Below are 22,804 nucleotides of genomic sequence, written 5' to 3' on the forward strand. Positions count from 1 at the left end.
TGGGTCGTCCCAAGCTCAAGCGTGGCCCCAGACTCAGCGATGCAGAACTGCTTGAGCGCGGCACGCTCAAGTACGTCAAAACGACATGAGCGGCGCGACAGTTAGGCTCCTGACCGGGCCCACCGCTGCGCGGCGGGTCCGACACTAACCTCGAGAGTTCGGTGCCCAGCAGGGTCCGGGCTGCGCGCTTTGGGTTGGCTCCGCCCAAACCCTGCTATCTGTTAGTGTGACATTTCTATATGGCGCAGAATGTGACTTCTCTAAATAGCAGGAACAACACGTGTCAGTGCTAAGTAAAAATGTCACCCCTTTGCTGGATAGAAATGACGCTCCCTAGCGTCGCTCACTATGCATTTGCGCCGTGAGTAGTTTCCGACGCTGCTCGCGGCGGTGTGAACGCAGGTAAAGCATGATCCTTCGGACAAAGGATCGCCTTTTCATGAGCAACTATACATTTGTCGGCAGCGGGATCGCCTCGCTTGCGGGGGCGGTCATCCTCCTGCGCGATGGCGATGTCGCCGGCAAGAACATCACGATCCTCGAGGAAAGCCACCAGACCGGCGGCGCGTTCGATGCGCACGGCACTGCGGAGGACGGCTATTTCATGAGCGGCAGTCGTATGTTCGAGGCGATGTACCAATGTACCTTCGACCTGCTTGACGGCATCCCCGCAGCGACAGATCCGACGATTTCAGTGACAGAGGAAACCAACCGCGCCGCGAAGACATGGCCGTGGGACAATAAGGTCCGGCTGGTCAACCGGGACGGCAGCGTACCCGACGCGCACAGGATGGGTTTTACCGAACGCGACCGGATCGACCTGGTCAAGCTGATCGGTGAGCCCGAAAGCCTGCTCGATGACAAGCGCATCACCGAGTGCTTCCAGCCGCATTTCTTTGAGACCAATTTCTGGATGGAATGGTGCACGCTGTTTGCGTTCGAACCGTGGCACAGCGCGATCGAGTTCCGCCGGTACCTGCGTCGCTTCGTCCACCATTTCTCGACTATCGACGTCCAGCACGACATCTATCGCACCGTCTACAACCAGTATGACAGCATCATCGTACCGATCGTCACGTGGCTGAGGGATCGCGGCGTCCAGTTCCGCTACGGCGTACGCGTCGAGGATCTGGGCTTCGCTGCGGGCAGTGAGGCGATCACTGTTACCAGCATTTCCACGCTGACGGCCGATGGCGTAGTCGCCATCTCGGTCGCGCCTGGTGACTTGGTGTTCGTCACCAACGGGTCGATGACCGCCGACAAGGCGTTCGGGTCAATGACCAAGGCCCCCGGGCTCGATGCGACCAACCATGCGGGCGCGTGGAACCTGTGGGAAAAACTCGCCGAGGGCCGCCCCGCCTTCGGCAACCCTGCGGCGTTCAATGGCAATATCGAAGAGAGTTCGTGGATCTCTTTCACCGTCACGGTCAAGGACCCGCTGTTCCTGGAACTGATGGAGCGCTTCAGCGGCAGCGCGGCGGGGACCGGCGGGCTGATCACCTTCAAGCAATCCGCTTGGCTGCTGACGCTGTCGATCTATCACCAGCCGTTCTTTCCGGGCCAGCCTGAGGGCGTCGCGGTGTGGTGGGGCTATGGCCTGTTCCATGATCGCCCCGGCGATTACGTCAAGAAACCGCTCGTCGAGTGCACCGGTGCGGAGATCCTTGAGGAAGTGCTGGGCCATTTGCACTTCAGCGCGCCCGACAGCGCGGCGGTGTTGGCGGCATCGACCTGCATCCCCTGCGCGATGCCGTATATCACCAGCCAGTTCATGAAGCGTAAAAAGGGCGACCGTCCCTTGGTGGTGCCGACGGGATCGACCAACCTCGCCTTCATCGGCCAGTTTGCCGAGCAGCCCGAAGATGTGGTGTTCACGGTGGAATATTCGATCCGCTGCGCGATGACCGCAGTCTACACGCTGCTCGAGCTCGATAAGGCTCCGCCGCCAGTGTACGAAGGCCTGCACAGCCCGAAGGTGATCGTCGATGCGATCCGGACGCTGCACCGATAGGGTAGACATAATCGCAGCCTCGCTGCCGATCAAGGCGCCGTGGGGACGGCTCATGGCAGACCGGATTAGCCCGTCCCGCACTTTGCTGCCGCTGATAACCAGATCAGTGTTTGACCGATGACGTGAAGATCAGGCCGACCCAGTAGCAGGACCGCCGCAACGCTGCGCTGCTCCCACCGGTGCAAGGAATATTGTGACGACTGGCGTTAATCTTCAGCCCTGCCACGAGCTTGATGTCGCGGCTTGGCTAGACTCCGGGGCGGCGTTCGCCGCTTGCGGGCCGGTCGAGCGCATCGATACCCATGCAGCAAGCATCTTTCTCCACGGTGACCGCGCCTGGAAGATTAAGCGCCCGGTCAACCTTGGCTATCTCGATTTCTCTACGGCGGAGAAACGCAAAGCGGCGCTGGATGCTGAGTTGCGGCTCAATCGCAGGACGGCGCCAGATCTTTATATTGCCGTCCATCCAATCAAGGAAGACAGGCAAGGCGGCCTTATGCTTGGCGGTGAGGGACCGGCCAAGGACTGGATATTGGAAATGCGGCGGTTTCCCGACGATGCCCTCCTGTCGCACGCCTTGGCGAGGAATGCTGTCGACGACCGGGCACTGCGCGATCTCGCCGATGCGCTGGTAGACTTCCACCGCAAGGCGGTGATCGTCGATGAACCAAGCGGTGCGATCCGCCTACGCAGAGTTATCGACGGCAATGCCAAAGCCATGGTCCGCTATCCGCACCTCCTCCCGTCCGACCGGGTGGCCGGTCTCAACCGGGCCCTTTACGCGGCGATCGACGAGCACGCTCTTCTCCTCGATCTGCGTCGGCGCGAGGGCAAGGTGCGCCATTGTCATGGCGATCTTCACCTCGCCAACATCGCTCTGGTCGAGGGCCGACTGGTGCCGTTCGATTGCCTCGAATTCGATGATGAGCTGGCAACGTGCGACGTGCTCTATGATCTCGCCTTTCTGCTTATGGACCTTTGCGAGCAGGGTCGAGCCGACGCCGCCAACCTCATCTTTAATCGCTATCTTGACCGCTCGCCTTTCGATGAGGTTGCCGTCGGGCTCATGCCGCTGTTCCTGGGGGTGCGCGCTTGCGTGCGCGCGCATGTTGAGGCGGCGCAGGCACACGGGATGGACAGATCTGAAGAAGCTTGCAAGCGGGCGCTGCGCTATCTGGCCTTTGCCGAGCAGGTGATGGCACGCACTGATCCGCGTCTCGTCGCGATCGGCGGCTTGTCAGGAACGGGAAAGTCGACGCTCGCCCGCGCGCTTGGGAGGTGTCTTGGGGGCGCCCCCGGCGCGCGCATCTTACGCAGCGACGTCCTACGCAAGCGACTCGCGGGCGTTGCCCCGGAGGTGCGGTTGCCGCCCGGCAGTTACACGGCGGATGCCACGCGGGCTGTCTATCGCGAAATCGAGCGGATTGCCGCGCAGGTGCTCGCTGCAGGACAAAGCGTGATCGCAGACGCTACGTTCATGCAGGGCGACGAGCGCTCACAAATTGCCGAGGTCGCAGGAAAAGCGGGCGTCGCTTTCGATGGTCTTTGGCTGGGGCTCGACGACCGCGCGCGTTTCGCGCGCGTCCAAGCACGACCGCCAGAGGCGTCCGATGCCGATCTTGCCGTGGCCCAATCACAAGCCGACCAGCATGTGATTGTTCCTGAAGGCTGGACATGCCTGGACGCGGGCGCAAACTTCGCCAACCTGCAAGCAAGTGCCGCAAGCGTACTCGCTCTTTAGGCGCAAATTCCTGCTGCGCGTCGCATGGAACAGGATTCTGGGAAAGTTAGCTAGCCGCTATGCCGCCACCCGTACCTAGGGATCATGATAAGGGATGCGCGCCGCAGCGCCTGAGCATTGCCAGCTAGATTCCGGACAGGAGCCGATCCACACGCTCCGCTCGCGATCGGCGGAATGGCGTGTGGGATCTATTAGGCCTTGCGAGCCGCTTGACCTCCCCGGTCATCCGTGTCGGCTAATTTGTCCGCTGTCCCTAGCCGGGGTTTGATCTTTAGATTCCGCGAGCGTTGTGCACCGGTCCAATCCGCCACTGAGGGTTTTCCGAGCCTATCGGTCCATGCTCGTGTGCGGGTATAGTGCATCATTCAGCGCGGTGGGGGGCCGATGACGCAGCATATGCAGGATCTAGCCGATCAGATTGTCCACCTTCAAAGCGAATTGGACAGGGAAATAGAGGCTCGGCGCAAAGTTTTGGGCGTGACCCTCTCAGCCGAGCTCGTCGGCTTCGAGCAAGGCATCGTTGCAGAGCAACGCGCCGTGCGGATGAAAGTCTCACGCTTTCTGGCTGAATCGAGCTTCGGCGCGACCGTGACTGCACCCATCATTTACTCGCTGATCGTCCCTCTGCTGCTAGTCGATCTCTGGGTTGGACTCTACCAGGCGATCTGCTTCCGGGTTTATGGAATCGCCCGGGTTCGGCGGGCCGATTATATCATTTTCGACCGCCAGCATCTCGCCTATCTGAACTGGATCGAGGCGCTGAACTGCCTGTTCTGCGCCTATGGTAATGGTCTGGTTGGTTATGTGCGCGAGATCAGCAGCCGCACTGAGCAATATTGGTGTCCGATCAAACATGCCTTGAAGGTCCATGATCCACACCGACGCTATCATCAATTTCTGGAATATGGCGATGCCGACGGCTACCGGGCACGCCTCGCCACGTTTCGCGACCAGTTACGTTCGACGACGCCTTGATGGCTACCGCGGAGAAGAAGCGCGCCAAGAGCCATCTTTCTGGCTGGTTCTTTGGTTTGCTGGGCGTCTGCGCACTCGTGTTCGCCGTCTTTCATTTCGGCGACCTCGCAAGCTTCGGGGCGATGCTTCGCCGTGCGCAGCCACTGTGGCTTGTGGCAGCGGCAGCGCTACAGGCCGTGACCTATACGAGTGTATCGCTTGGCTGGAAGCTTGTCCTCGATAAGGCCGGTTCTCCGCTCCCACTATCCCGGCTGGTGCCTGTCGCGCTTTCGAAGCTGTTTGCCGACGCCATGATCCCGGCCGCCGGCATGGGCGGCAATATTCTGCTCGTCGATCGGCTGGTTAAACTGGGCGTACCGCGTGGCGCCGCTGTGGCAGCATTGTTGGTCTCCATGATCGGTTATTATGTCGCTTTCGCATTCTTCGCGCTCGTCATGCTGCTGCTTTTGTGGCTGCACGGTAAGGCGACCCCCCTTCTCGCTGGGGTTGTCACAACATTCCTGCTGGTAGCCCTCGCGATCCCCAGCCTGGCTCTTTGGCTCAGACGAAGGGGCAGCCATCCGCTTTCACCCTTTCTGGAGCATTTGCTCGTCGTACGCAGCTTGCTCCACGTCGTCGGCGAAGCACCAGCTAAGCTCCTCGCGGACAAGGCGCTGATCCTCGGTGTGGGCGGATGCAACGCCGCAATTTTCCTTGTGGACGCCGCGACACTCCAAGCCTGCCTTTTCGCGCTCGGGCATCCCACAGGGTACAGTACGTCATTTATCGCCATGCTGGGCGCATCGATTCTGGCGGCGCTCGCCCCAATTCCGATGGGCCTCGGGAGCTTTGAGGCGGGATCGACCGGAATGCTTAGTCTGCTGGGTGTTCCAGTGCCCGCAGCCCTCGCGGGAACTCTGCTCTTGCGTGGCTTTACCTTGTGGCTTCCGCTTCTCCCAGGCATCATCCTGATGCGGGGATCGTCCAGACACAGACGCCACCACAGGCAGACCCCTCCGCCCAAGGCTGAGTAGTTTCCGAGCCTGCCGCAGGATCCATGGCGAGTGCACCAACCAATACCGGCGCCGGGTCGATCGTCCCCGCGCGGTGCGTGCCGGTCCGGCCACGCAACACGAGGAGACTGACGATGACGTACAAGACGCTCATGGCGCATCTTGGCCTTGGCCAATCGAATAGCGAGTTGCTGCGGGTCGTCGCCAAGCTTGGCACCCAGCTGGGTGCGAAAGTGGTCGGCATCGCCCCCTGCCAGCCGATGCAATTTGTCTATAGCGATGGCTATGTCGGTGGCGAGGCAATCGCCGCGTGTCAGGACGAACTTGAAGGCGAACTGCGCACTGCCGGAACCGAATTTCGGGATGCGTTGAAGGCTACCGGGAACTTACTGGAATGGCGTTCGAGCTACACGACGGACGCGCTGCCTTATTATCTGGCGAGCGAGGCTCGTTGCGCAGACGTGATCATCACGAGCGTGGCAACCGCTGATCCGTTCGACTCTTCCCGGCATGCGAGTGTCGGCGATCTCGTGATGCGCGCTGGCCGACCCGTGCTGGTGGTGCCGCGCACGAGCGCAAGATTTCCATTCGAAAGGATCGTGGTCGCTTGGAAGGATACGCGGGAGGCCAGACGTGCGACCCTTGATGCCCTGCCACTGCTGGCTTTGGCAAAGCAGGTCACTGTCCTGGAGATAGCCGACAAGCCAGATGTTCCGAACGCAACTGGCAGGGCCGAGGATGTCGCAGGCTGGCTTGGGCAGCATGGTATCGCGGCGACGTCTCTGGCCGTGCCGGCGCACGGTGACGACGCTGCCCAACTTGAGACGATGCTGACCGAGCAGCACGCGGATCTGGTAGTGGCCGGAGCCTATGGTCATAATCGACTACGTGAATGGGCATTCGGTGGTGTGACGCACGACCTGCTGAAGGGCGGACGATGCGCCCTCCTCTCTCATTAAGCGGGGACCTCAACCCAATGCATGCTATGGTGATGAACAAGGTGAGCGGCCCGTTGGTCTGGACAGAATTGGCCGACCGTCATCCGGGACCTAGCCAGATTCGCGTGTCGGTCGGGGCGTGCGGGGTATGCCGCACCGATCTGCACGTCCTCGACGGCGAACTGCCCGATCAGCCCGTGCCGATCATTCCCGGACATGAGATTGTCGGCCGGATCGACGCGCTTGGAGAGGATGTCGAGGGCTTACGCCTTGGCGAGCGCGTGGGCATCCCTTGGCTTGGGCATACCTGCGGCGTCTGTTCATATTGCGCCCAGCAGCGCGAGAACCTGTGCGATGACCCGTTGTTCACCGGTTACACCCGCGACGGCGGCTTTGCCACGTCGGTGATCGCCGACGCGCGCTTTGCTTTCCCGCTCGGCGATGTGGGTGAGGATGTCGCGCTCGCGCCGCTGCTATGCGCCGGACTGATCGGCTGGCGGTCGCTCGTCATAGCCGGCGAAGGCAAGCAGATCGGTCTATATGGTTTTGGCGCAGCAGCGCATATCGTGGCGCAGGTTGCTTCATGGCAGGGGCGATCGACCTACGCCTTCACCAGGCCCGGGGACACCGCCGCCCAGGACTTTGCGCGGGGACTGGGCGCCGTCTGGGCTGGCGGCTCGGACCAGACGCCGCCGGTGTCCCTGGACGCGGCGATCATCTATGCGGCCGTTGGTGACCTCGTACCGCTCGCGCTCAAGGCGGTGCGCAAGGGTGGAATCGTGGTTTGCGCCGGCATTCATATGAGCGACATTCCCGGCTTTCCTTACGCGCTGCTCTGGGAGGAAAGACGGCTTGTTTCGGTCGCAAACCTCACGCGCCAGGATGGTCTGGACTTTCTCGCGCTCGCGCCCAAGATCGGCATCGTAACGCGCACCACGACCTACCCACTTGACCAAGCGAACGAGGCGCTGGCCGACCTTCGTGTAGGTCGCTTCGAAGGGGCCGCCGTCCTCGTTCCGTGAGCGCTCGCGCATGAGACCGATGGCACCTACGGGAAACCTTGATTAGGCGACGCTGGTATCGCTGAGTAGTTTCCGATCCTGCCATCGACCATGCAGCGGTCTAATATCCTGAACACTAGATCAAGGGATTGCGAGCCGCCCCCAAGGCTCAACAAGTCCTTCCAGATCACCGTGCCTCGAAACCATGCGGCAAATAACTGCATCGTTTTGCCATTTCAAAGCTCAGGAGAATTTATGTCTCAGGATCGTCAACTTCAGGAAGCCGTACTCGCCGAGTTTCTTTGGGAGCCCAGCATCACTGCAGCGCATATCGGCGTTACGGCAAGCGATGGCGTTGTCACGCTGACCGGTCATGTGCCGACTTATTACGAAAAGCACGCGGCCGAGAAGGCGGCTGCGCGGGTGAAAGGCGTGAAAGCCGTAGCCCTGGAACTCGAAGTCCGCCTCGCTTTCCCCACCGAACGCAGCGACGAGGATATCGCTCACGCAGCGGTCGATCGGCTCGCTTGGGAAGTCACGGTTCCGCGTGATGCCATCAAGGTCCAGGTCGAAAAGGGCTGGGTCACGCTCACCGGCGAAGTCGCCTGGCACTATCAGAAGGATGCCGCTGAGCGGATGATCCGTGGGTTGCACGGTGTCATCGGCGTGTCGAACCAGACGACGGTCAAGCCGCGCGTCAACACGACCGATATCGGTCACGACATCGGCGTCGCGCTGCATCGTTCGTGGTTCGATCCCAAGACTATCAACGTCAGCGCCGATGGCGGGAAGGTCAAACTTACCGGCACCGTTCACACGCCCGGTGATCGCTGGAAGGCTGCATCGACGGCTTGGGGATCGCCTGGAACCACGGCTGTCGAAAACGACCTCATCGTCGTCGGCTGACGTTGACACCCTCCGCCGGCCCAACACGGGTCGGCGGAATACTGTCATTCCGGATTACGATAGTCTAGCCGCGCCAGGGGCACGACGTTCCAGCGCGTTATCACCGGCACTTGCGGGTGCCCGGGCTTTGGCCCGAGGACGCTGAGCGATGCCGGGTCCAGCGCAAAATGCTCCCCTTCTCCGCCCGCCATATCTACCCAACGCGCCGCCAAGACGCACCCGAACTGGCCATGCGAGAACAGCGCGATATTTCCCTGTGCGCGGCGCAGCCGAACCAACAACCGGTCGGCACGCGACACAACCTGGTCGAGAGATTCCCCGCCGGGACAACCGTCCTGAAATACGTTCCACCACGGGCTGGTCTTGCGGATATCGGCGGTGTGCAGGCCTTCATAGTCGCCATAGTCCCACTCGGCGAGGTCGGGTTCGATGGTCGCTGTCCGTCCATTCGCCGCCAGTTCGCATGTTCGCCGCGCCCTCTGACGCGGGCTCGTCCAGATCTGGGTGAACGGCACGAGATCGAGCAACGGTGCAAGCTCCCGCGCCATCACCTCGCCCCGTGCTGTCAACGGGATATCGGTGTGACCGGTATGCTGGCCGGACAACGACCATGCGGTTTCACCATGCCGGATCAGGTAGAGTGTTGGAAGCCCGGACTTGGCACTCTCTTCCATCAGGAAGGCAAGTCGGTCGAAGCGACATATTCGCCGCGCCGCGCGGCGCGATTGCAGCGGGCGCGGTGAACGAGCGCTTGCTGGGCGAGCCCAAAATTGCCGTCTTCACCTGCCCAAAGAGCGAGTGCTGGCTGCTGGATCGCGCGGGCGTAGGAGAAAGCGAGCGGCCAGGGCAGTCTCCGCTGGGATCGCGCATTCATTGCGTTGAGGCGTGCCGACGCCAATTCTGGCGACTGCCCTCCCGAGAGGAAGGCGATCCCGGGCACGGCCGCAGGAACTGCGCGCAAAAGACAAGTGGCGGTTGCGTCCACGATCCGTTGGAGCGTCGCCTGGTCGACGCAATCCGATCCGGCAAGAACCATGTTCGGTTTGAGGATCATACCTTCGAGCAAAACCCTCTGCGCGGAGAGCTGACTGAATACCGTCTCCAGGATCATCTGGCTCAGCTTCGCGCAATATTCGATATCATGGTCGCCCGCCATGAGCAGCTCCGGCTCGATGACCGGCACAAGCCCCACCTCCTGGCACAGCGCAGCATAGCGGCCCAGCGCCTGGGCATTGGTATCGATACAGGCCGCACTGGGTGTGCCATCCTCGGCGTTGAACACGGCTCGCCATTTGGCAAAACGAGCGCCCTTCCCGGCGTAGCCGTGCAGCCGTTCCCGCAGGCCATCCAGTCCTTCGGTAATGGTTTCCCCCGGAAAGCCTGCAAGCGGATTTGCGCCGGTATCGACCTTGATGCCGACGAGGATGCCCGCCTCAGCCAGTAGATCGACGAACAGGCGGCCATCGGCCGTCGCCTGATGGAGAGTTTCGTCATAGAGGATGACGCCGCTGATCGATTGACCAAGGTCTGGCGTAGTGACGATAAGTTCGCGCCAGCGCCGCCGGTTTTCCTCGCTTTGCACGATACCGAGCGCTGCGAACCGCCGATTGCAGGTGCCATTGCTTTCGTCGATTGCGAGCAAACCCTTGTCGCCGGCCATGAGTTGCGCGGCAATGTCGGCCAGAGGCCCCGGGTTCACGTCGACGCGCCCCACATCCAGTCGCGGATTTCTGGCAGGTCCTGCCCATGGCGATCGATATAGTGCTTATGCGCAACCAGCCTGTCGCGCATCGCCTGCTTGAGATACGCGCCCTGGCTTCCAGTCTGCGGTAGCTGGTCGATCACGTCGATGACGAGGTGGAAGCGATCAAGACCGTTCTGCACCCGGATATCGAACGCCGTCGTGATCGTGCCCTCTTCCTGATAGCCGCGGACGTGCATGTTGCGGTTGGTTCGGTGGTAGGTCAGCCGCTGGACCAGCCCCGGATAGCCGTGGAAGGCGAAGATCACTGGCCGGTCACGCGTGAAAAGCGAGTCATAGTCCGCGTCGCTCAGACCATGGGGATGCTCGGCGCAGGGCTGGAGCTTCATCAGGTCGACTACATTGACGACCCGAACGCGTACGTCGGGCAGTGCCGCGCGCAGAATGGAAACCGCTGCCAGCGCCTCGAGCGTCGGAGTATCGCCACAGCAGGCCATGACAACGTCCGGCTCGCCGTCTTGATCGTTGCTCGCCCATTGCCAGATGCCGATGCCCTGGGCGCAATGCGAAGCTGCGGCGTCGATCGTCAGCCATTGCGGCATGGCGTGCTTGCCGGCGATCACGACGTTCACGTATTGGCGGCTGCGCAAGCAGTGATCCATGACCGACAGCAGACAATTGGCATCGGGTGGCAGATAGGCACGCACGATGTCGGCCTTCTTGTTGATCACATGATCGAGGAACCCCGGATCCTGATGGGTGAAGCCATTATGGTCCTGCTGCCAGACATGCGAGGACAGCAGATAGTTTAGCGACGCGATGTCGCGGCGCCAGGGCAGCTCGGAGGTGACCTTGAGCCATTTGGCATGCTGGCTGAACATCGAATCGATGATCCGGATAAACGCCTCATAGCTGTTGAACACCCCGTGCCGACCGGTCAGGAGATAGCCCTCCAGCCAGCCCTGACTCTGATGCTCGCTGAGCATCGAGTCGAGCACGCGACCGGTCGGCGCGAGGAATTCGTCATTGGCTTCGATGCCAGCTTCCCATTGGCGATCGGTCGCCTCGAACACCGCGCCCAGCATGTTGGACAGCGTCTCGTCGGGGCCGAAAATCCGGAAATTGCCAGCCTTTTGGTTAAGCGTCACGACATCACGTAGGTACGGCCCGAGCGTCCCCATGTCAGACGCGGCGACCGAACCCGGAGCCGGTACAGCGACAGCATAAGTCGGATAGTCGGGAAGACGCAGATCGTGCAGCAGCATGCCGCCATTGGCATGAGGGTTCGCCCCCATTCGCCGGTCGCCGGCCGGTGCCAGCGCCGCGAGTTCGGGAAGCAGCCGTCCTTTGTTGTCGAACAGTTCTTCGGGTTTGTAGCTTTTCATCCAGCTTTCGAGCGCAGCCACATGCCCGGCATGGTTCGCATCGACCAGAAGCGGTACCTGATGCGACCGGAACGTACCCTCGATAGCAAGACCATCCACCTCCTTGGGCCCGGTCCAGCCCTTGGGCGAGCGCAGGACGATCACCGGCCACCGGGAGCGCTGGCTCGATTTGCCCGAGCGGGCATCTTCCTGAAGCTGGCGAATGTCGGCAATCGCCGTGTCCATCACCAATGCCATCGCTAAGTGCATGGTATCAGGGTCAGAACCTTCCACGAAACGCGGTGACCAGCCGCACCCTTCCAGGAAATAAGCGAGGTCATCGCCGTCGATGCGCGCGAGGATCGTCGGGTTGCTGATCTTATAGCCGTTGAGATGGAGGATCGGCAGCACCGCGCCGTCGGTGACTGGGCTTAGAAATTTGTTCGACTGCCATGCGGTCGCGAGTGGCCCGGTTTCGGCCTCGCCGTCCCCGACCACGCAGGCGACGATCAGGTCTGGATTGTCGAAGGCCGCGCCGAAGGCGTGGCTAAGCGAATAGCCGAGCTCTCCGCCCTCATGGATCGATCCTGGCGTGGTTGGCGCGACGTGGCTCGATATGCCGCCAGGAAAGGAGAATTGGGTGAAGAGCTTCTTGAGGCCTGCTTCGTCCTGGCTGACATTCGGATAGATCTCGCTGTAGCTGCCCTCGAGATAGGTATTGCCGACCAGCGCGGGACCGCCATGGCCGGGGCCAGCGATATAGATCATGTTCAAGTCGTGCGCCTTGATGACGCGGTTCAGGTGGACATAGATGAAATTCTGGCCCGGGGTCGTACCCCAATGGCCCACAATCAGCGGCTTCACATGATCGAGCGTCAATGGCTCACGCAGCAGGGGATTATCGTAGAGATAGAGCTGTCCGACCGACAGATAATTGGCTGCCCGCCAATAGGCATCGGTCAGACGCAATGCGTCGGCATCGAGCTGGGCCATCGCTGTAGCCGTTTCCGCATGGTTAGATGGTCGATCCGGTTCTCGCTCTACGAGGCGTATGTCCATGGCGCGCGCTTCCGATCATTGGGCAGTCGCCGATCGGGCCACGCCGGGAAGCCTCACGATAGCCGCCACCGTACGCATCGGTGCAGGCTCGGAAACTACTCAAGATTCACCAGCTTCGTCGCCGCGCAACCATGCGCGTTCTTTGGAAGCCCGCTCAGCTTCCCCGCTGCGGACTTCGTTAAGCGCGATACTGCACGATTTGCGAGCGGCCTCCCTGACTTCTTCCATATTTTGAAGGAAGAAGCGTTCGCTCAAGCCCTCGACGATCGATGAAAAATGGACATGCTCGGTTGACGCCATCGAAAAGGCGCGTTCGAGATAATGGTCGAATACCGTCACCAGCGACTGCCACTCGCCCTGCTCGTCGAGCCAGATCTGCGAGGTTCCCGAGGAAGTCAGGCTCAGCAAGTGCGCGCCGGCCAGCCGAGATTTGGCATCCCGCGCCTTGACCGCTCGGAAGGAAAAGTCGGATCCCAAGACCCGGTCGACATAGCCCTTGAGCATGGCGGGCGGCGTTCCAAACCAGATCGGATAGACCAGAACGAGATATGCAGCGTCCGCGATGATGTCGAGTTCGTGCGCTACATGCGGCGATTGCAGGAATGCCGATGATCCCGGTTGCTCGTTAGCCTGCAGCACAGGGTCGAACTTCATGCGGTAGAGGTCACGCAGCACCGCTTCCTGGCCGTTCTCCTCGACGACGGCGCAGTATTTTGCCGCCACAGCTGCGTTGAAGCTATTGGGCTCCGGATGGCACAGGACGACGACATGCTTGGATTTCTTCGTGTTGATCATCGCTCGGTTCTCCTGCCCGCACAGCAAGGCATAAAGACAACGATCCCTGCACTGCTGTCTGCGATCAAGGATCGGAAAACCCCTACAAGCGAAGCTGGATCACGTCATCGCGGCCAACAGCGCGTCGACCGACACCGTCGCCATCGTCGCGAAGCTGTCGGCAATACCGTAAGGCAGGATCAGGGTGCGCCCGCTCAGCAGTGCGCCGCAGCTATAGATGACGTTGGGCACATAGCCATCGCGTTCGACGAGCCCCGGGCGGAGCAATGGCGTTGCTAGCCGCCCGAGCACCTTGCTCGGATCGGCCTTGTCGAGCAGGCACGCTCCGATACAGTAATTGCGCACCGGGCCGACCCCGTGGATCAGGACGAGCCAGCCCTCCTCAATCTCGATCGGGCACCCGCAATTGCCGAGCTGGACGAACTCCCAGACCCATCGCGGCGACAGGATTTTTATCCCCGTATCCCAATGATAGAGATCGGTCGATTTCAGCAGCCAGATATTCTCATGATCGAGGCGGCCCAGCATCGCATATTGCCCGTCGATCCGCCGCGGGAACAGTGCCATGCCCTTGTTGACCGCAGCCGGTCCGCGCAGCGCATTGAGTTCGAAGGTCGCGAAATCGGTCGTCCGCAGCAGCTCCTCGCGGATCTCCTCGCCGCTGAAAGCGGTGTAGGTGCCGAGATAGGTGGCATGGCCATCGTCATCGACAAAGCGGGCTAACCTCAGATCTTCGATGCCGTGGCGCTGGCGGTAGGTTATCGGGAAGATCACGATCTCCGAGAGACTGCGGCTCTGTTCACAGAACAGCCGCACGCCCGAATCGTCCGGTTCGCCATCCGGAATCATTTCGATCCGCGGTGAAATCGCCTGCGGACTCGCCGGGTCCAGGACGACCGTGCCATCCGGCGAAAAAATGCCTGTGCGAAAGCTGATAGACGACACATGCCCCTCGCCCACGCCGCGTAGCGACAGGATGAAGCGAACCGCGCCCGCCGCGACACCCGACTGATCGGGATGCGCGACGATGCTGGGGTTGAAAAGGGCGGCAGCTTCGAAAGAATATTCCTCGCAGAAATACGCACCAATGAGGTGCGCCTGCTCGCTGCTGACCGCCCGCGCCGCGATCATCATGCCGTTCACCTCATGGAAGCGGCGCAGCAGCACCTCTTCGATGCCGCGATGGCGATCGGACAGGCTGGCGATGACCCGCGCAAGTTCTTCGGCCAGTTCAGCCTCGGTCAGAGCGAGCACCCGGTCCGCCAGGCACTGTGCCCGCGTCAGATCGGTGCTGCCGGGCGGCAGGGGTTCATCGGCCGGTACGAAAGGACGAAGCACCACACGCGCCGGGTCGGCGCGCAACTGGATCGGCAGATGATTTACGGGCACGTTCGACGCCATGGGTCACCTCGATGCGACGTGAGGGGAGAGCGCCGCCTCAGCCGGACGTGCCGGTGGTCGCGTCGATCGGGATCATCGATACCTTCCGCGCTTGCCCGCACCGGGGATAGCTTCGGAATATACCCAGCACCTGAGTGATTTCCGATCCTCCCGGTGGCCCGCTTGCTGGTCCAGAGACGCATGCTGAGCCGCCTTCGTCGATTGAGGGGCGGATTTCAGATGATGTCGGGAAGACTGGTGGCTCAAAACGCCTTGTTGGCCATGTTCATGGCATTGTTCGCAATTACCGCGCCGATCGCGGCAGTGCCGCTGTTCGTTGCCGCAACCGAAGGCCAGTCCGAGCCCGAGCGCCGCCGGACGGCGCTCATCGCGGCCGCCACCTATGTATTTGCCGGGCTGGTGGCCCTTTTCGCGGGGAATGCCGCTTTGTCCTTCTTCGGTGTAAGCGTTGCCGCTCTGCGCCTTGCCGGAATGGCCGTCGTGGCCGTGATTGGTTGGCAGATGATCAACGCGCCGACAGCGATCGCCGAGCCGGCTGGATCCGAAGGAAAGGCGCGGTTGCACGCAGCCTCGAACACGAGGATCGATCGTGCCGACGGCCGGCCATCCCCCACGCCGCTCAGCATCGGCGTCACCCCGCTTGGCTTCCCGATCTATGCAGGGCCAGGCGTATTGTCGGTGATCATCGCGTGGGGGAGTGGCCCCGAACCGGTCTACACGATCGCGGTGATTGCCTTCGTCGCGAACGCCGCGCTGTTCCTCGCTCTCAATTTTCTGGCAACCCCGATCACGCGCATCATCGGCGCGGAGGCCCTGCTAGTGACCGAGAAGCTGTTTGGCCTCATTGTTGTGGCGATCGCAGTCGGCGGGATGGCCAGTGCGCTTCTGGTCCTGTTCCCGGACCTGCAGGCTCCTCAGCCATGAAGCAACTGGTCGCCTTCGACCTCGACGGAACGCTCGCGGTCAGCAAGCAGCCGATCGATGCCGAGATGGCGGCCTTGCTCGCGCGTCTCACCAAGAGGGTCGCTGTCGCCGTTATGTCAGGCGGAGACTGGCCGCAATTCGAAGCGCAGTTGATTGGCAAGCTGCCCGCCAGCAGCGATCTGGCGCGCCTGTTCCTGCTCCCTACATCGGGCACAAAGCTTTATCGCTATGACACAGAATGGCGGCTCATCTATGCAGAGGTGCTCGATCCCGCTGAACGAGCCCTGATAACTGGAGCCCTCGACACGGTCATCGCGGCGCTTCGCCTCGACAGTGCGCCAAGCTGGGGCGCAAGGATCGAGGATAGAGCTACCCAGATCACCTTTTCAGCACTTGGTCAGCAGGCGCCGCCGAATGCGAAACGCGCATGGGATCCCGATTTCGTTCGGCGCAAACAGATCCAGGCCATGCTCAGCCCGATGATTCCAGGCTTCGCCGTGCGGATCGGTGGGTCGACGTCGATCGACATAACGCGCCAGGGCGTCGACAAAGGCTATGGTATCGTCAAGCTCTCGCAGACCGCTGGTATATCGCTTGGCGATATTATGTTTGTAGGCGATGCCCTCTATCCCGGCGGCAATGATCATGCGGTGATGGACGCAGGTGTAGACGCGATACCGGTCCGCGATATCGAGGAGACCAAGCGGATCATCCAGACCATATTGCTCTGCAGCCAGTCACGGCCGACGCGCGCAAGGGCGCCCGCGCACTGCATTGAGTAGTTTCCGAGCCTGCCGAGAGAGCGACGTCATTCGTAGACGGGCACCATCAAGAAGGAACTACCCTTCCCCATCTCATGCCGACCGAGGATATCCATGGACCAGCCCGAAGCCGTCGTCGCCGTCTTTGCTGATCATGCAGCCGCCGAGGCAGCCGTGAAGAAACTCAACCTCGCCGGCTTCGACATCAAGCATCTCAGCGTCATCGGCAAAGGCTATCATGTCGATGAGCAGGTGGTGGGCTTCTACAATCAGGGCGACCGGATCCGTTTCTGGGGAACGCGCGGCGCCTTTTGGGGCGGATTGTGGAGCCTGTTTTTCGGCGGAGTCGTGCTGACGCTGCCGGTCGTTGGACCGGTGGTGGCACTCGGTTACCTTGCCGCAGCCATCGTAGCTGTCATAGAGGGCGCGGTCTTGGTCGGGGGTTTCAGCGCAATCGCGGCCGCGCTTTATGGCTTGGGCATACCCAAGGACAGTGTGCTCCACTATGAAACCGCCATTGAGGCCGATTCCTTCCTGGTGATGGCGCACGACACGCCGAGCCGGATCGCTCTCGCCAAGGGTATCCTCGAAATGGCGGACGCGTCGCAGGTCGATGTTCATGCCGCAGCGCCAGCGACAGTCGAAGCGGTCGGCTGATCGCGTGCAATGAACGGCCCGCGGCAAGGCGATGGTATCGCTGAGGGTTCGATCCTCGCACTCAACGCCGGATCATCGAGCCTCAAGTTCGCGCTGTTTGCCGCGCCCGCGTTACGCCCCTTGATACGAGGCGAGATTTCCGAGTTGGGGAGTTCGCCGCATCTGTTGGCCCATGACGACGCAGGCGGCGCGGTAGCCGATCGGCATTGGGCCAGCCATGGGGAGGACACGTTCGCCGATGTGCTCGACGCCGTGCTGGCCCTTGTCGATGTCACCGCCGGCCACGCCCGGTTGCGCGCGGTCGGCCACCGGATCGTTCATGGCGGCGCGGACCATATCATTCCCGAACGGGTGACGCCCGCGCTGCTCCTGGCGTTGGATGCGCTCATCCCGCTCGACCCTATCCACATGCCGCACAATATCGCCCCGATCCTGGCGGTCGCGAAGGCGCGGCCGGGCATCGATCAGGTCGCCTGCTTCGATACCGCCTTTCATCACACGATGCCGCTCGTGGCCCAGCGGTTCGCACTGCCGCGTGCCATCAGTGATGCGGGCGTCAGGCGCTACGGCTTCCATGGGCTGTCCTACGAATATATCGCCAGGCGCGTCACCATAGAACTACCGGCGCTGGCAAAGGGTCGTGTGATTGTAGCGCACCTCGGTGCGGGTGCGAGCCTGTGCGCCTTGGACAAGGGTGTCAGCATCGCCAACACATTCGGGATCAGCGTGCTCGATGGGTTGGTGATGGCCACTCGCTGCGGCAGCCTCGATCCCGGCGTGATCCTGTATCTGGGTCGGCTCGGCCATAGCCTGCCCGACATCGAGGACATGCTCTACAACCGCTCTGGCCTCCTTGGCGTATCCGGGATTAGCGGTGACATCCGTGTCCTGCTGGCGAGCGATCTACCCCAAGCGCAAGAGGCGATCGAGCTGTTCACCTACCGGATCGCGTTGGAGGTCGGCGCCATGACCAGCGCGCTGGGCGGTGTCGATGGAATCGTCTTCACCGCAGGGATCGGCCAGCATGCGCCAAAGATCCGCGCTGCGGTGTGCGAGAGACTGGGCTGGCTTGGCGTGCAACTCGATCAGGCTGCCAATGACAAGGGCGCTTTTCAGGTCAGTACAGCAGGCAGCAAGGTCGATGTACGCGTGATCGCGACCGACGAAGAGGCCATGATCGCACAGCATGTCCTGACTACCCTGCGCGAGCGCTGACCCGCGGTCAGCGCTTCGCCGCCGGCATAGCTGAGGTCGCATCCTGGAGATGCCGGAAAATCCTAGGCAAGCCATCGGGCAAATCTTCTGCCAGCAAGCCGGGACCGAAATGCGCAGCCGCAGCGCCGTGCAGCCAGACGGCGGCGGCGGCCGCCAGAAAGGGCGTCATGCCTTGCGCCAGGAGTCCGACTATGATGCCCGCCAGCACGTCGCCCGAACCTGCTGTCGCGAGCGTTGGTGGGGCATTGCTGTTGATGATCGCTTGCCCATCGGGCGAGGCAATGACGGTATCGCTACTTTTAAGAATGACAACGGCGCCGCTCTCTGCCGCAGCTGCCCGCGCGCGCACCAGCCGGTCACCGCTGGCCTCGAACAGCCGCCCAAACTCGCCATCGTGCGGCGTCAGCACGCAGGGTCCCGATATGGCGTGCTTCAGCGACAGCAGATCATGCTGGAAAATCGTGAGCGCATCCGCATCGAGAACGGTTGGGCGTCCGGTCGCCAGCATCGCCAGGACCGCGCCGCGCGTCTCCTCGATGACCCCGGCGCCCGGCCCGATTAGCATGGCGGAGATGCGCTGATCGCGCAGCACAATCTCGAGCGCCTCGGGGCTTGCGATCGGATGGACCATGATGCTCGTGAGCGCGGCTGCGTAAACCGCCAATGCCGCGGGCGGTACGGCAATGGTCGTCAGCCCTGCCCCGGCTCTCGCGGCGGCCCGCGCCGCCATCCGCGCCGCGCCCGTCGTCGGGTAACCGCCCCAGACAAGCGCGTGCCCGCGATCATATTTATTGCCCCCATCGATCGGCCAAGGAAGCTCGGACAGCCAAAGGGCGGGGTCATTCTCGAAGGTGTCGGGCAGTATGGTCTCGAACACGCCCGCCGGCGTCCCGATGTCTGCGACGACGATATCCCCACAAAGCCCTCGACCCGGGAGCAACAGGTGGCCCGGCTTCTTGCGAAAGAAGGTGACGGTCAGCGCTGCGGCGACCGCGCCTAACGCGACGCCGGTATCCCCCATCAGTCCGCTCGGGACATCGATCGCGATGATCGGGACGGCCCGCGCCGTAGCCGAAGCGAGAATGTCGGCGGCAGGCCCTGTCAGCGGTCGATCGAGTCCTGCGCCGAACAGCGCGTCGACGATAAGGTCAGCATCATCGAGCACAGCTGGGGTGAGCGGCTCGATGACCGCCGACCAGCGATCGGCATTGACGCGGGCGTCGCCTTTCAGCTGTGTCGACGTTCCGAGCAACGCGAGGCGGACCGGCCAGCCGGCCGCGACCAGGTGGCGCGCGGCAACGAAGCCATCCCCGCCATTGTTGCCCGGGCCACACAGGACCGTGATCGACCGTATCGTCCAGCGCTTGATGATTTCCAGCGCAACCGCACCTCCGGCATTCTCCATCAGATCGAGAGACGCGATGCCTGCGGCGACTGCCAGACGATCGGCCTCGCCCATCTGGTCAACGGTCAAAAGGGTACGGCCTAAGTCCATCATTGTCGGCTAAGCCACGGTAAAATCGAGGACGACGCGTGACGGTACCTCGCCGTGTTCGAGGCGCTCGAAGACGCTGTTGACGGTGGAGAGCGGTTGGAGCTCGATATCGGCTTTCACCTTGCCATCCGCCGCGAAGGCCAGCGCCTCCGCCATGTCCTTGCGTGTGCCCACGAACGAGCCGCGGATGGTGATGCAATTGGCGACGACGTCGAACAGCGGCACAGGGAATTCGCCCGGCGGCAGGCCGACGAGGACGCAGGTTCCCCGCTTGCGGGTCACCGCGACGCCCTGCTTGAACGCGGTCAGCGACGGCGCGGTGATCAGCACGCCATGCGCACCGCCGCCGGTCTCGCGTTTGAGTGTCTCGGCCAGATCGCCCGTCTTGGCATTGATGACGAGATCAGCACCCAATCGGGTCGCGTGGGCAAGCTTGCCGTCGTCGATGTCGATCACGCAGACTTTCAACCCCATCGCCTTGGCATATTGGATCGCGAGATGACCAAGCCCGCCGGCGCCCGAGATCGCGATCCACTCGCCCGGCTTCGCCTCGGTTTCCTTGATGCCCTTGTAGGTGGTGATGCCCGCGCAAATGAGGGGTGCCGCTTCCTTCGCACCAAGGCCGACAGGGATATGCGCGACATAGTTGGGATCGGCGACGAGATACTCGGCAAAGCCGCCATTCTGGGTGTATCCCCCGAACTGCGCATCGGCGCACACCGTTTCCCAGGCGGACAGGCAATATTCGCAGTGGCCACACGCGGAATACAGCCATGGCACGCCGACCCTGTCGCCTTCCTTAACGATGCTGACACCGGCACCGAGCGCTACGACGATCCCGATCGCCTCGTGTCCCGGGATGAACGGCAATGTTGGCTTGAGCGGCGAGTCGCCCTTGGCTGCGTGAAGGTCGGTATGACAGACCCCGCAGGCCTCGACCTTGACGAGGATCTGACCGGGGCCGGCGACGGGTATGGCGCAGGAACGCAGAACGAGCGGCTGCCCGAACTGTTCGACGAAGGCGGCTTGCATCTGGCTCATGGGGTCATCCTGGAACGAAAGGGGAGATCAGGCAGCGACGGACAGACCCAAGCCGCGCACGGCCTCGATCATCTTGACGAGAACGGCCTGGGCATCGCCGTAGACCATGTTGCAATTGGCGCCGTAGAAGAGCGGATTGACGATGTCGGCATAGCCCTTCCCATCGCCACGCTTGACGACGAACACCTGTTTGGCTTTGTCGGCGTTGAGGATCGGCATCCCGAAAATCGGTGACGACGGGTCGGTGCGGGCGGCCGGATTGACAACATCGTTGGCGCCGATCACGAGCGCGACGTCGGTGGTCGCAAAGTCATCGTTGATGTCGTCGAGCTGGACGATGAGGTCGTAGGGCACACCCGCCTCGGCGAGCAGGACATCCATCTGTCCCGGCATCCGCCCGGCGACCGGATGGATCGCGAACTTCACCTCGACCCCGGCAGCCTGGAGCAGCTTGACGAACTCGTAGAGCTTCTGCTGACCCTGCGCGACCGCAAGGCCGTAGCCCGGAATGATGATGACCTTGTTCGCGTAGCGCATCGCGATACCGGCATCGCCCGGTGCCATCGGCTTGAGTTCACCCACGATATCACCCTGCTTGTGAGCAACGGGCGTGCCGAAGTTCGTAAACAGCACATTGGCGACCGAGCGGTTCATCGCCTTGGCCATCAGCAGAGTGAGCAGGAGACCAGCGGCGCCGACCACCATGCCCGCGATCATCAGCGCCGGATTTTGCAGGACATAGCCCTCGAGACCCACGGCCACGCCCGTAAAGGCATTGTAGATCGAGATGACCACCGGCATGTCGGCGCCGCCGATCGGCAGCGTGATCATGATACCAAGCAACAGCCCGAACCCGAAGAACAGCGCGATCAGGCTCGGCAGGGCGATGACCGGCGCAACGCCGCTCTGCAACACCACAGCGATATAGATGCCGAGCAATAGCGTTACCACGGACACCGTGCCATTGGCGACCCGCTGCCCCGGGACGCGCAGCGGGTGCGACAGGATTCCATCGAGCTTGGCCCAAGCGATGAGTGACCCTGACAGCGAGACCGAGCCGATCATCGCGCCCAGCAGCGTGACGATCGCAACGCTCAGGTCCTGGACGTGGCCGCCGAACAGTTCGACTGCGGCGATCGCACCGGCGGCACCGCCGCCCATGCCGTTATAGAGCGCCACCATCTGCGGCATGGCGGTCATCGCGACCTTGCGGCCGCTCCACCAGGCGAAGCTACCGCCAACCGCGAGCGCGACCAACGCCAGAGCGACATTGGCGAGCAGATGCGGACTCGCGGCCGGCGAGACGTGCAGCGCATAGAGAAAACTCGCGGCGATGGCGGCCAGCATGCCGATACCGGCCAGCCTGATGCCCGACGGCGCGGTCACTGGCGAGGACATGCGCTTGAGCCCGAACAGGAATAGGAAGGCAGCGGCGAGATCGGTCGCACCGATCAACAGCATCGGAAGGGTCGTGAACATAATCCTCAGCCCTTTTTCGGGTGCTTGGCGCGAGGGCGTTTCGTGGGCTTTGCCGCGCCAATTTGGAACATGGCGAGCATGCGATCGGTCACCGCATAGCCACCCGCTGCATTGCCCGCGCCGAGCAGGACCGCGAAGAAGCCGATCGCCTGCTCGGTCGGCGATGCGGCATTGAGCAACGCGTAGATGCCGCCGACCACGACGATGCCGTGCACGAAATTGGATCCCGACATCAAAGGTGTGTGCAGGATCGCCGGGACGTTGCCGATTATCACCCAGCCGGCGAACCCAGCCAGCATGAAGATGTAGAGTGCGACGAACGCACTAATGGGAAGCGTGTCCATCGC

General features: G+C 62.2%; 20 protein-coding genes. 11 read left to right on the forward strand and 9 right to left on the reverse strand.

The features are described from left to right. Positions 1–439 precede the first annotated feature (439 nt). From Q0R02_RS04910 to Q0R02_RS04940, 7 genes are all read left to right on the forward strand, one after another. Positions 440–2,011: an oleate hydratase gene (locus Q0R02_RS04910; RefSeq protein ID WP_293881313.1), complete on the forward strand. Its 1,572-nt coding sequence runs from the start codon at positions 440–442 to the stop codon at positions 2,009–2,011. Between the two features lie 193 nt (positions 2,012–2,204). Then, positions 2,205–3,752, forward strand: coding sequence for a bifunctional aminoglycoside phosphotransferase/ATP-binding protein (locus Q0R02_RS04915; RefSeq protein WP_293881315.1), 1,548 nt, complete (start codon positions 2,205–2,207; stop codon positions 3,750–3,752). Positions 3,753–4,136: 384 nt separating this feature from the next. After that, positions 4,137–4,727 (forward strand): hypothetical protein, encoded by a 591-nt coding sequence (locus Q0R02_RS04920; RefSeq protein WP_293881317.1) that lies wholly within the window; start codon positions 4,137–4,139, stop codon positions 4,725–4,727. Further along, positions 4,727–5,740, forward strand: coding sequence for a lysylphosphatidylglycerol synthase transmembrane domain-containing protein (locus Q0R02_RS04925; protein WP_293881319.1), 1,014 nt, complete (start codon positions 4,727–4,729; stop codon positions 5,738–5,740). Before Q0R02_RS04920 ends, Q0R02_RS04925 begins: the two co-directional genes overlap by 1 nt. A gap of 23 nt (positions 5,741–5,763) precedes the next feature. After that, entirely contained in the window at positions 5,764–6,678 is a 915-nt protein-coding gene (locus Q0R02_RS04930) for a universal stress protein (protein WP_293881321.1), read from the forward strand. A 17-nt stretch (positions 6,679–6,695) separates the two neighbouring features. Further along, on the forward strand, positions 6,696–7,679 hold the full coding sequence (locus tag Q0R02_RS04935; protein WP_367271432.1) for a zinc-dependent alcohol dehydrogenase family protein: 984 nt from the start codon (positions 6,696–6,698) through the stop codon (positions 7,677–7,679). A gap of 234 nt (positions 7,680–7,913) precedes the next feature. Then, positions 7,914–8,564 (forward strand): BON domain-containing protein, encoded by a 651-nt coding sequence (locus Q0R02_RS04940; protein WP_293881325.1) that lies wholly within the window; start codon positions 7,914–7,916, stop codon positions 8,562–8,564. A 44-nt stretch (positions 8,565–8,608) separates the two neighbouring features. Here the strand turns inward: Q0R02_RS04940 and Q0R02_RS04945 are convergent, their stop codons facing one another. The 5 genes from Q0R02_RS04945 to Q0R02_RS04965 form a co-directional block, all read right to left on the reverse strand. Then, positions 8,609–9,238: a histidine phosphatase family protein gene (locus Q0R02_RS04945; protein ID WP_293881327.1), complete on the reverse strand. Its 630-nt coding sequence runs from the start codon at positions 9,236–9,238 to the stop codon at positions 8,609–8,611. Next, positions 9,238–10,263, reverse strand: coding sequence for a class I fructose-bisphosphate aldolase (locus Q0R02_RS04950; protein WP_293881329.1), 1,026 nt, complete (start codon positions 10,261–10,263; stop codon positions 9,238–9,240). The genes Q0R02_RS04945 and Q0R02_RS04950 overlap by 1 nt, the downstream gene beginning before the upstream one ends. Then, positions 10,260–12,689, reverse strand: coding sequence for a phosphoketolase (locus Q0R02_RS04955; RefSeq protein WP_293881331.1), 2,430 nt, complete (start codon positions 12,687–12,689; stop codon positions 10,260–10,262). The genes Q0R02_RS04950 and Q0R02_RS04955 overlap by 4 nt, the downstream gene beginning before the upstream one ends. 99 nt (positions 12,690–12,788) lie before the next feature. After that, positions 12,789–13,484 (reverse strand): NAD(P)H-dependent oxidoreductase, encoded by a 696-nt coding sequence (locus Q0R02_RS04960; RefSeq protein ID WP_293881333.1) that lies wholly within the window; start codon positions 13,482–13,484, stop codon positions 12,789–12,791. 99 nt (positions 13,485–13,583) lie between these two features. Further along, positions 13,584–14,885 carry a glycoside hydrolase family 130 protein gene (locus Q0R02_RS04965; protein WP_293881335.1) on the reverse strand — a complete coding sequence of 434 codons (1,302 nt, stop codon included), beginning with the start codon at positions 14,883–14,885 and terminating at the stop codon, positions 13,584–13,586. A 237-nt stretch (positions 14,886–15,122) separates the two neighbouring features. On the opposite strand from Q0R02_RS04965, the gene Q0R02_RS04970 reads away from it, so the two are divergent. The 4 genes from Q0R02_RS04970 to Q0R02_RS04985 all read left to right on the forward strand — a co-directional run bounded on the left by Q0R02_RS04970 (position 15,123) and on the right by Q0R02_RS04985 (position 18,442). Continuing rightward, positions 15,123–15,809, forward strand: coding sequence for a MarC family protein (locus Q0R02_RS04970; RefSeq protein WP_293881337.1), 687 nt, complete (start codon positions 15,123–15,125; stop codon positions 15,807–15,809). Continuing rightward, positions 15,806–16,591: an HAD-IIB family hydrolase gene (locus Q0R02_RS04975; RefSeq protein WP_293881339.1), complete on the forward strand. Its 786-nt coding sequence runs from the start codon at positions 15,806–15,808 to the stop codon at positions 16,589–16,591. The genes Q0R02_RS04970 and Q0R02_RS04975 overlap by 4 nt, the downstream gene beginning before the upstream one ends. Before the next feature lie 93 nt (positions 16,592–16,684). Next, positions 16,685–17,227, forward strand: coding sequence for a DUF1269 domain-containing protein (locus Q0R02_RS04980; RefSeq protein ID WP_293881341.1), 543 nt, complete (start codon positions 16,685–16,687; stop codon positions 17,225–17,227). Between the two features lie 9 nt (positions 17,228–17,236). Next, positions 17,237–18,442 (forward strand): acetate/propionate family kinase, encoded by a 1,206-nt coding sequence (locus Q0R02_RS04985; protein WP_293881343.1) that lies wholly within the window; start codon positions 17,237–17,239, stop codon positions 18,440–18,442. A 7-nt stretch (positions 18,443–18,449) separates the two neighbouring features. Here Q0R02_RS04985 and Q0R02_RS04990 read toward each other — a convergent pair whose 3' ends face one another. Genes Q0R02_RS04990 through Q0R02_RS05005 form a run of 4 tightly spaced genes read right to left on the reverse strand, consistent with a single transcriptional unit; the run spans position 18,450 to position 22,801 of the window. Beyond that, positions 18,450–19,916: an NAD(P)H-hydrate dehydratase gene (locus Q0R02_RS04990; protein ID WP_293881345.1), complete on the reverse strand. Its 1,467-nt coding sequence runs from the start codon at positions 19,914–19,916 to the stop codon at positions 18,450–18,452. A 30-nt stretch (positions 19,917–19,946) separates the two neighbouring features. Beyond that, the gene (locus tag Q0R02_RS04995; RefSeq protein WP_293881347.1) at positions 19,947–20,978 is read right to left on the reverse strand and encodes a zinc-dependent alcohol dehydrogenase; all 1,032 of its coding nucleotides are present in this window, start codon (positions 20,976–20,978) and stop codon (positions 19,947–19,949) included. A 27-nt stretch (positions 20,979–21,005) separates the two neighbouring features. Further along, on the reverse strand, positions 21,006–22,439 hold the full coding sequence (locus Q0R02_RS05000; protein ID WP_293881349.1) for an NAD(P)(+) transhydrogenase (Re/Si-specific) subunit beta: 1,434 nt from the start codon (positions 22,437–22,439) through the stop codon (positions 21,006–21,008). Positions 22,440–22,462: 23 nt separating this feature from the next. Further along, the gene (locus Q0R02_RS05005; RefSeq protein WP_293881350.1) at positions 22,463–22,801 is read right to left on the reverse strand and encodes an NAD(P) transhydrogenase subunit alpha; all 339 of its coding nucleotides are present in this window, start codon (positions 22,799–22,801) and stop codon (positions 22,463–22,465) included. Positions 22,802–22,804 lie beyond the last annotated feature (3 nt).

Origin of the sequence: Sphingomonas sp. (genome assembly GCF_025353885.1) — a bacterium.
GTDB lineage: Bacteria > Pseudomonadota > Alphaproteobacteria > Sphingomonadales > Sphingomonadaceae > Sphingomonas_O.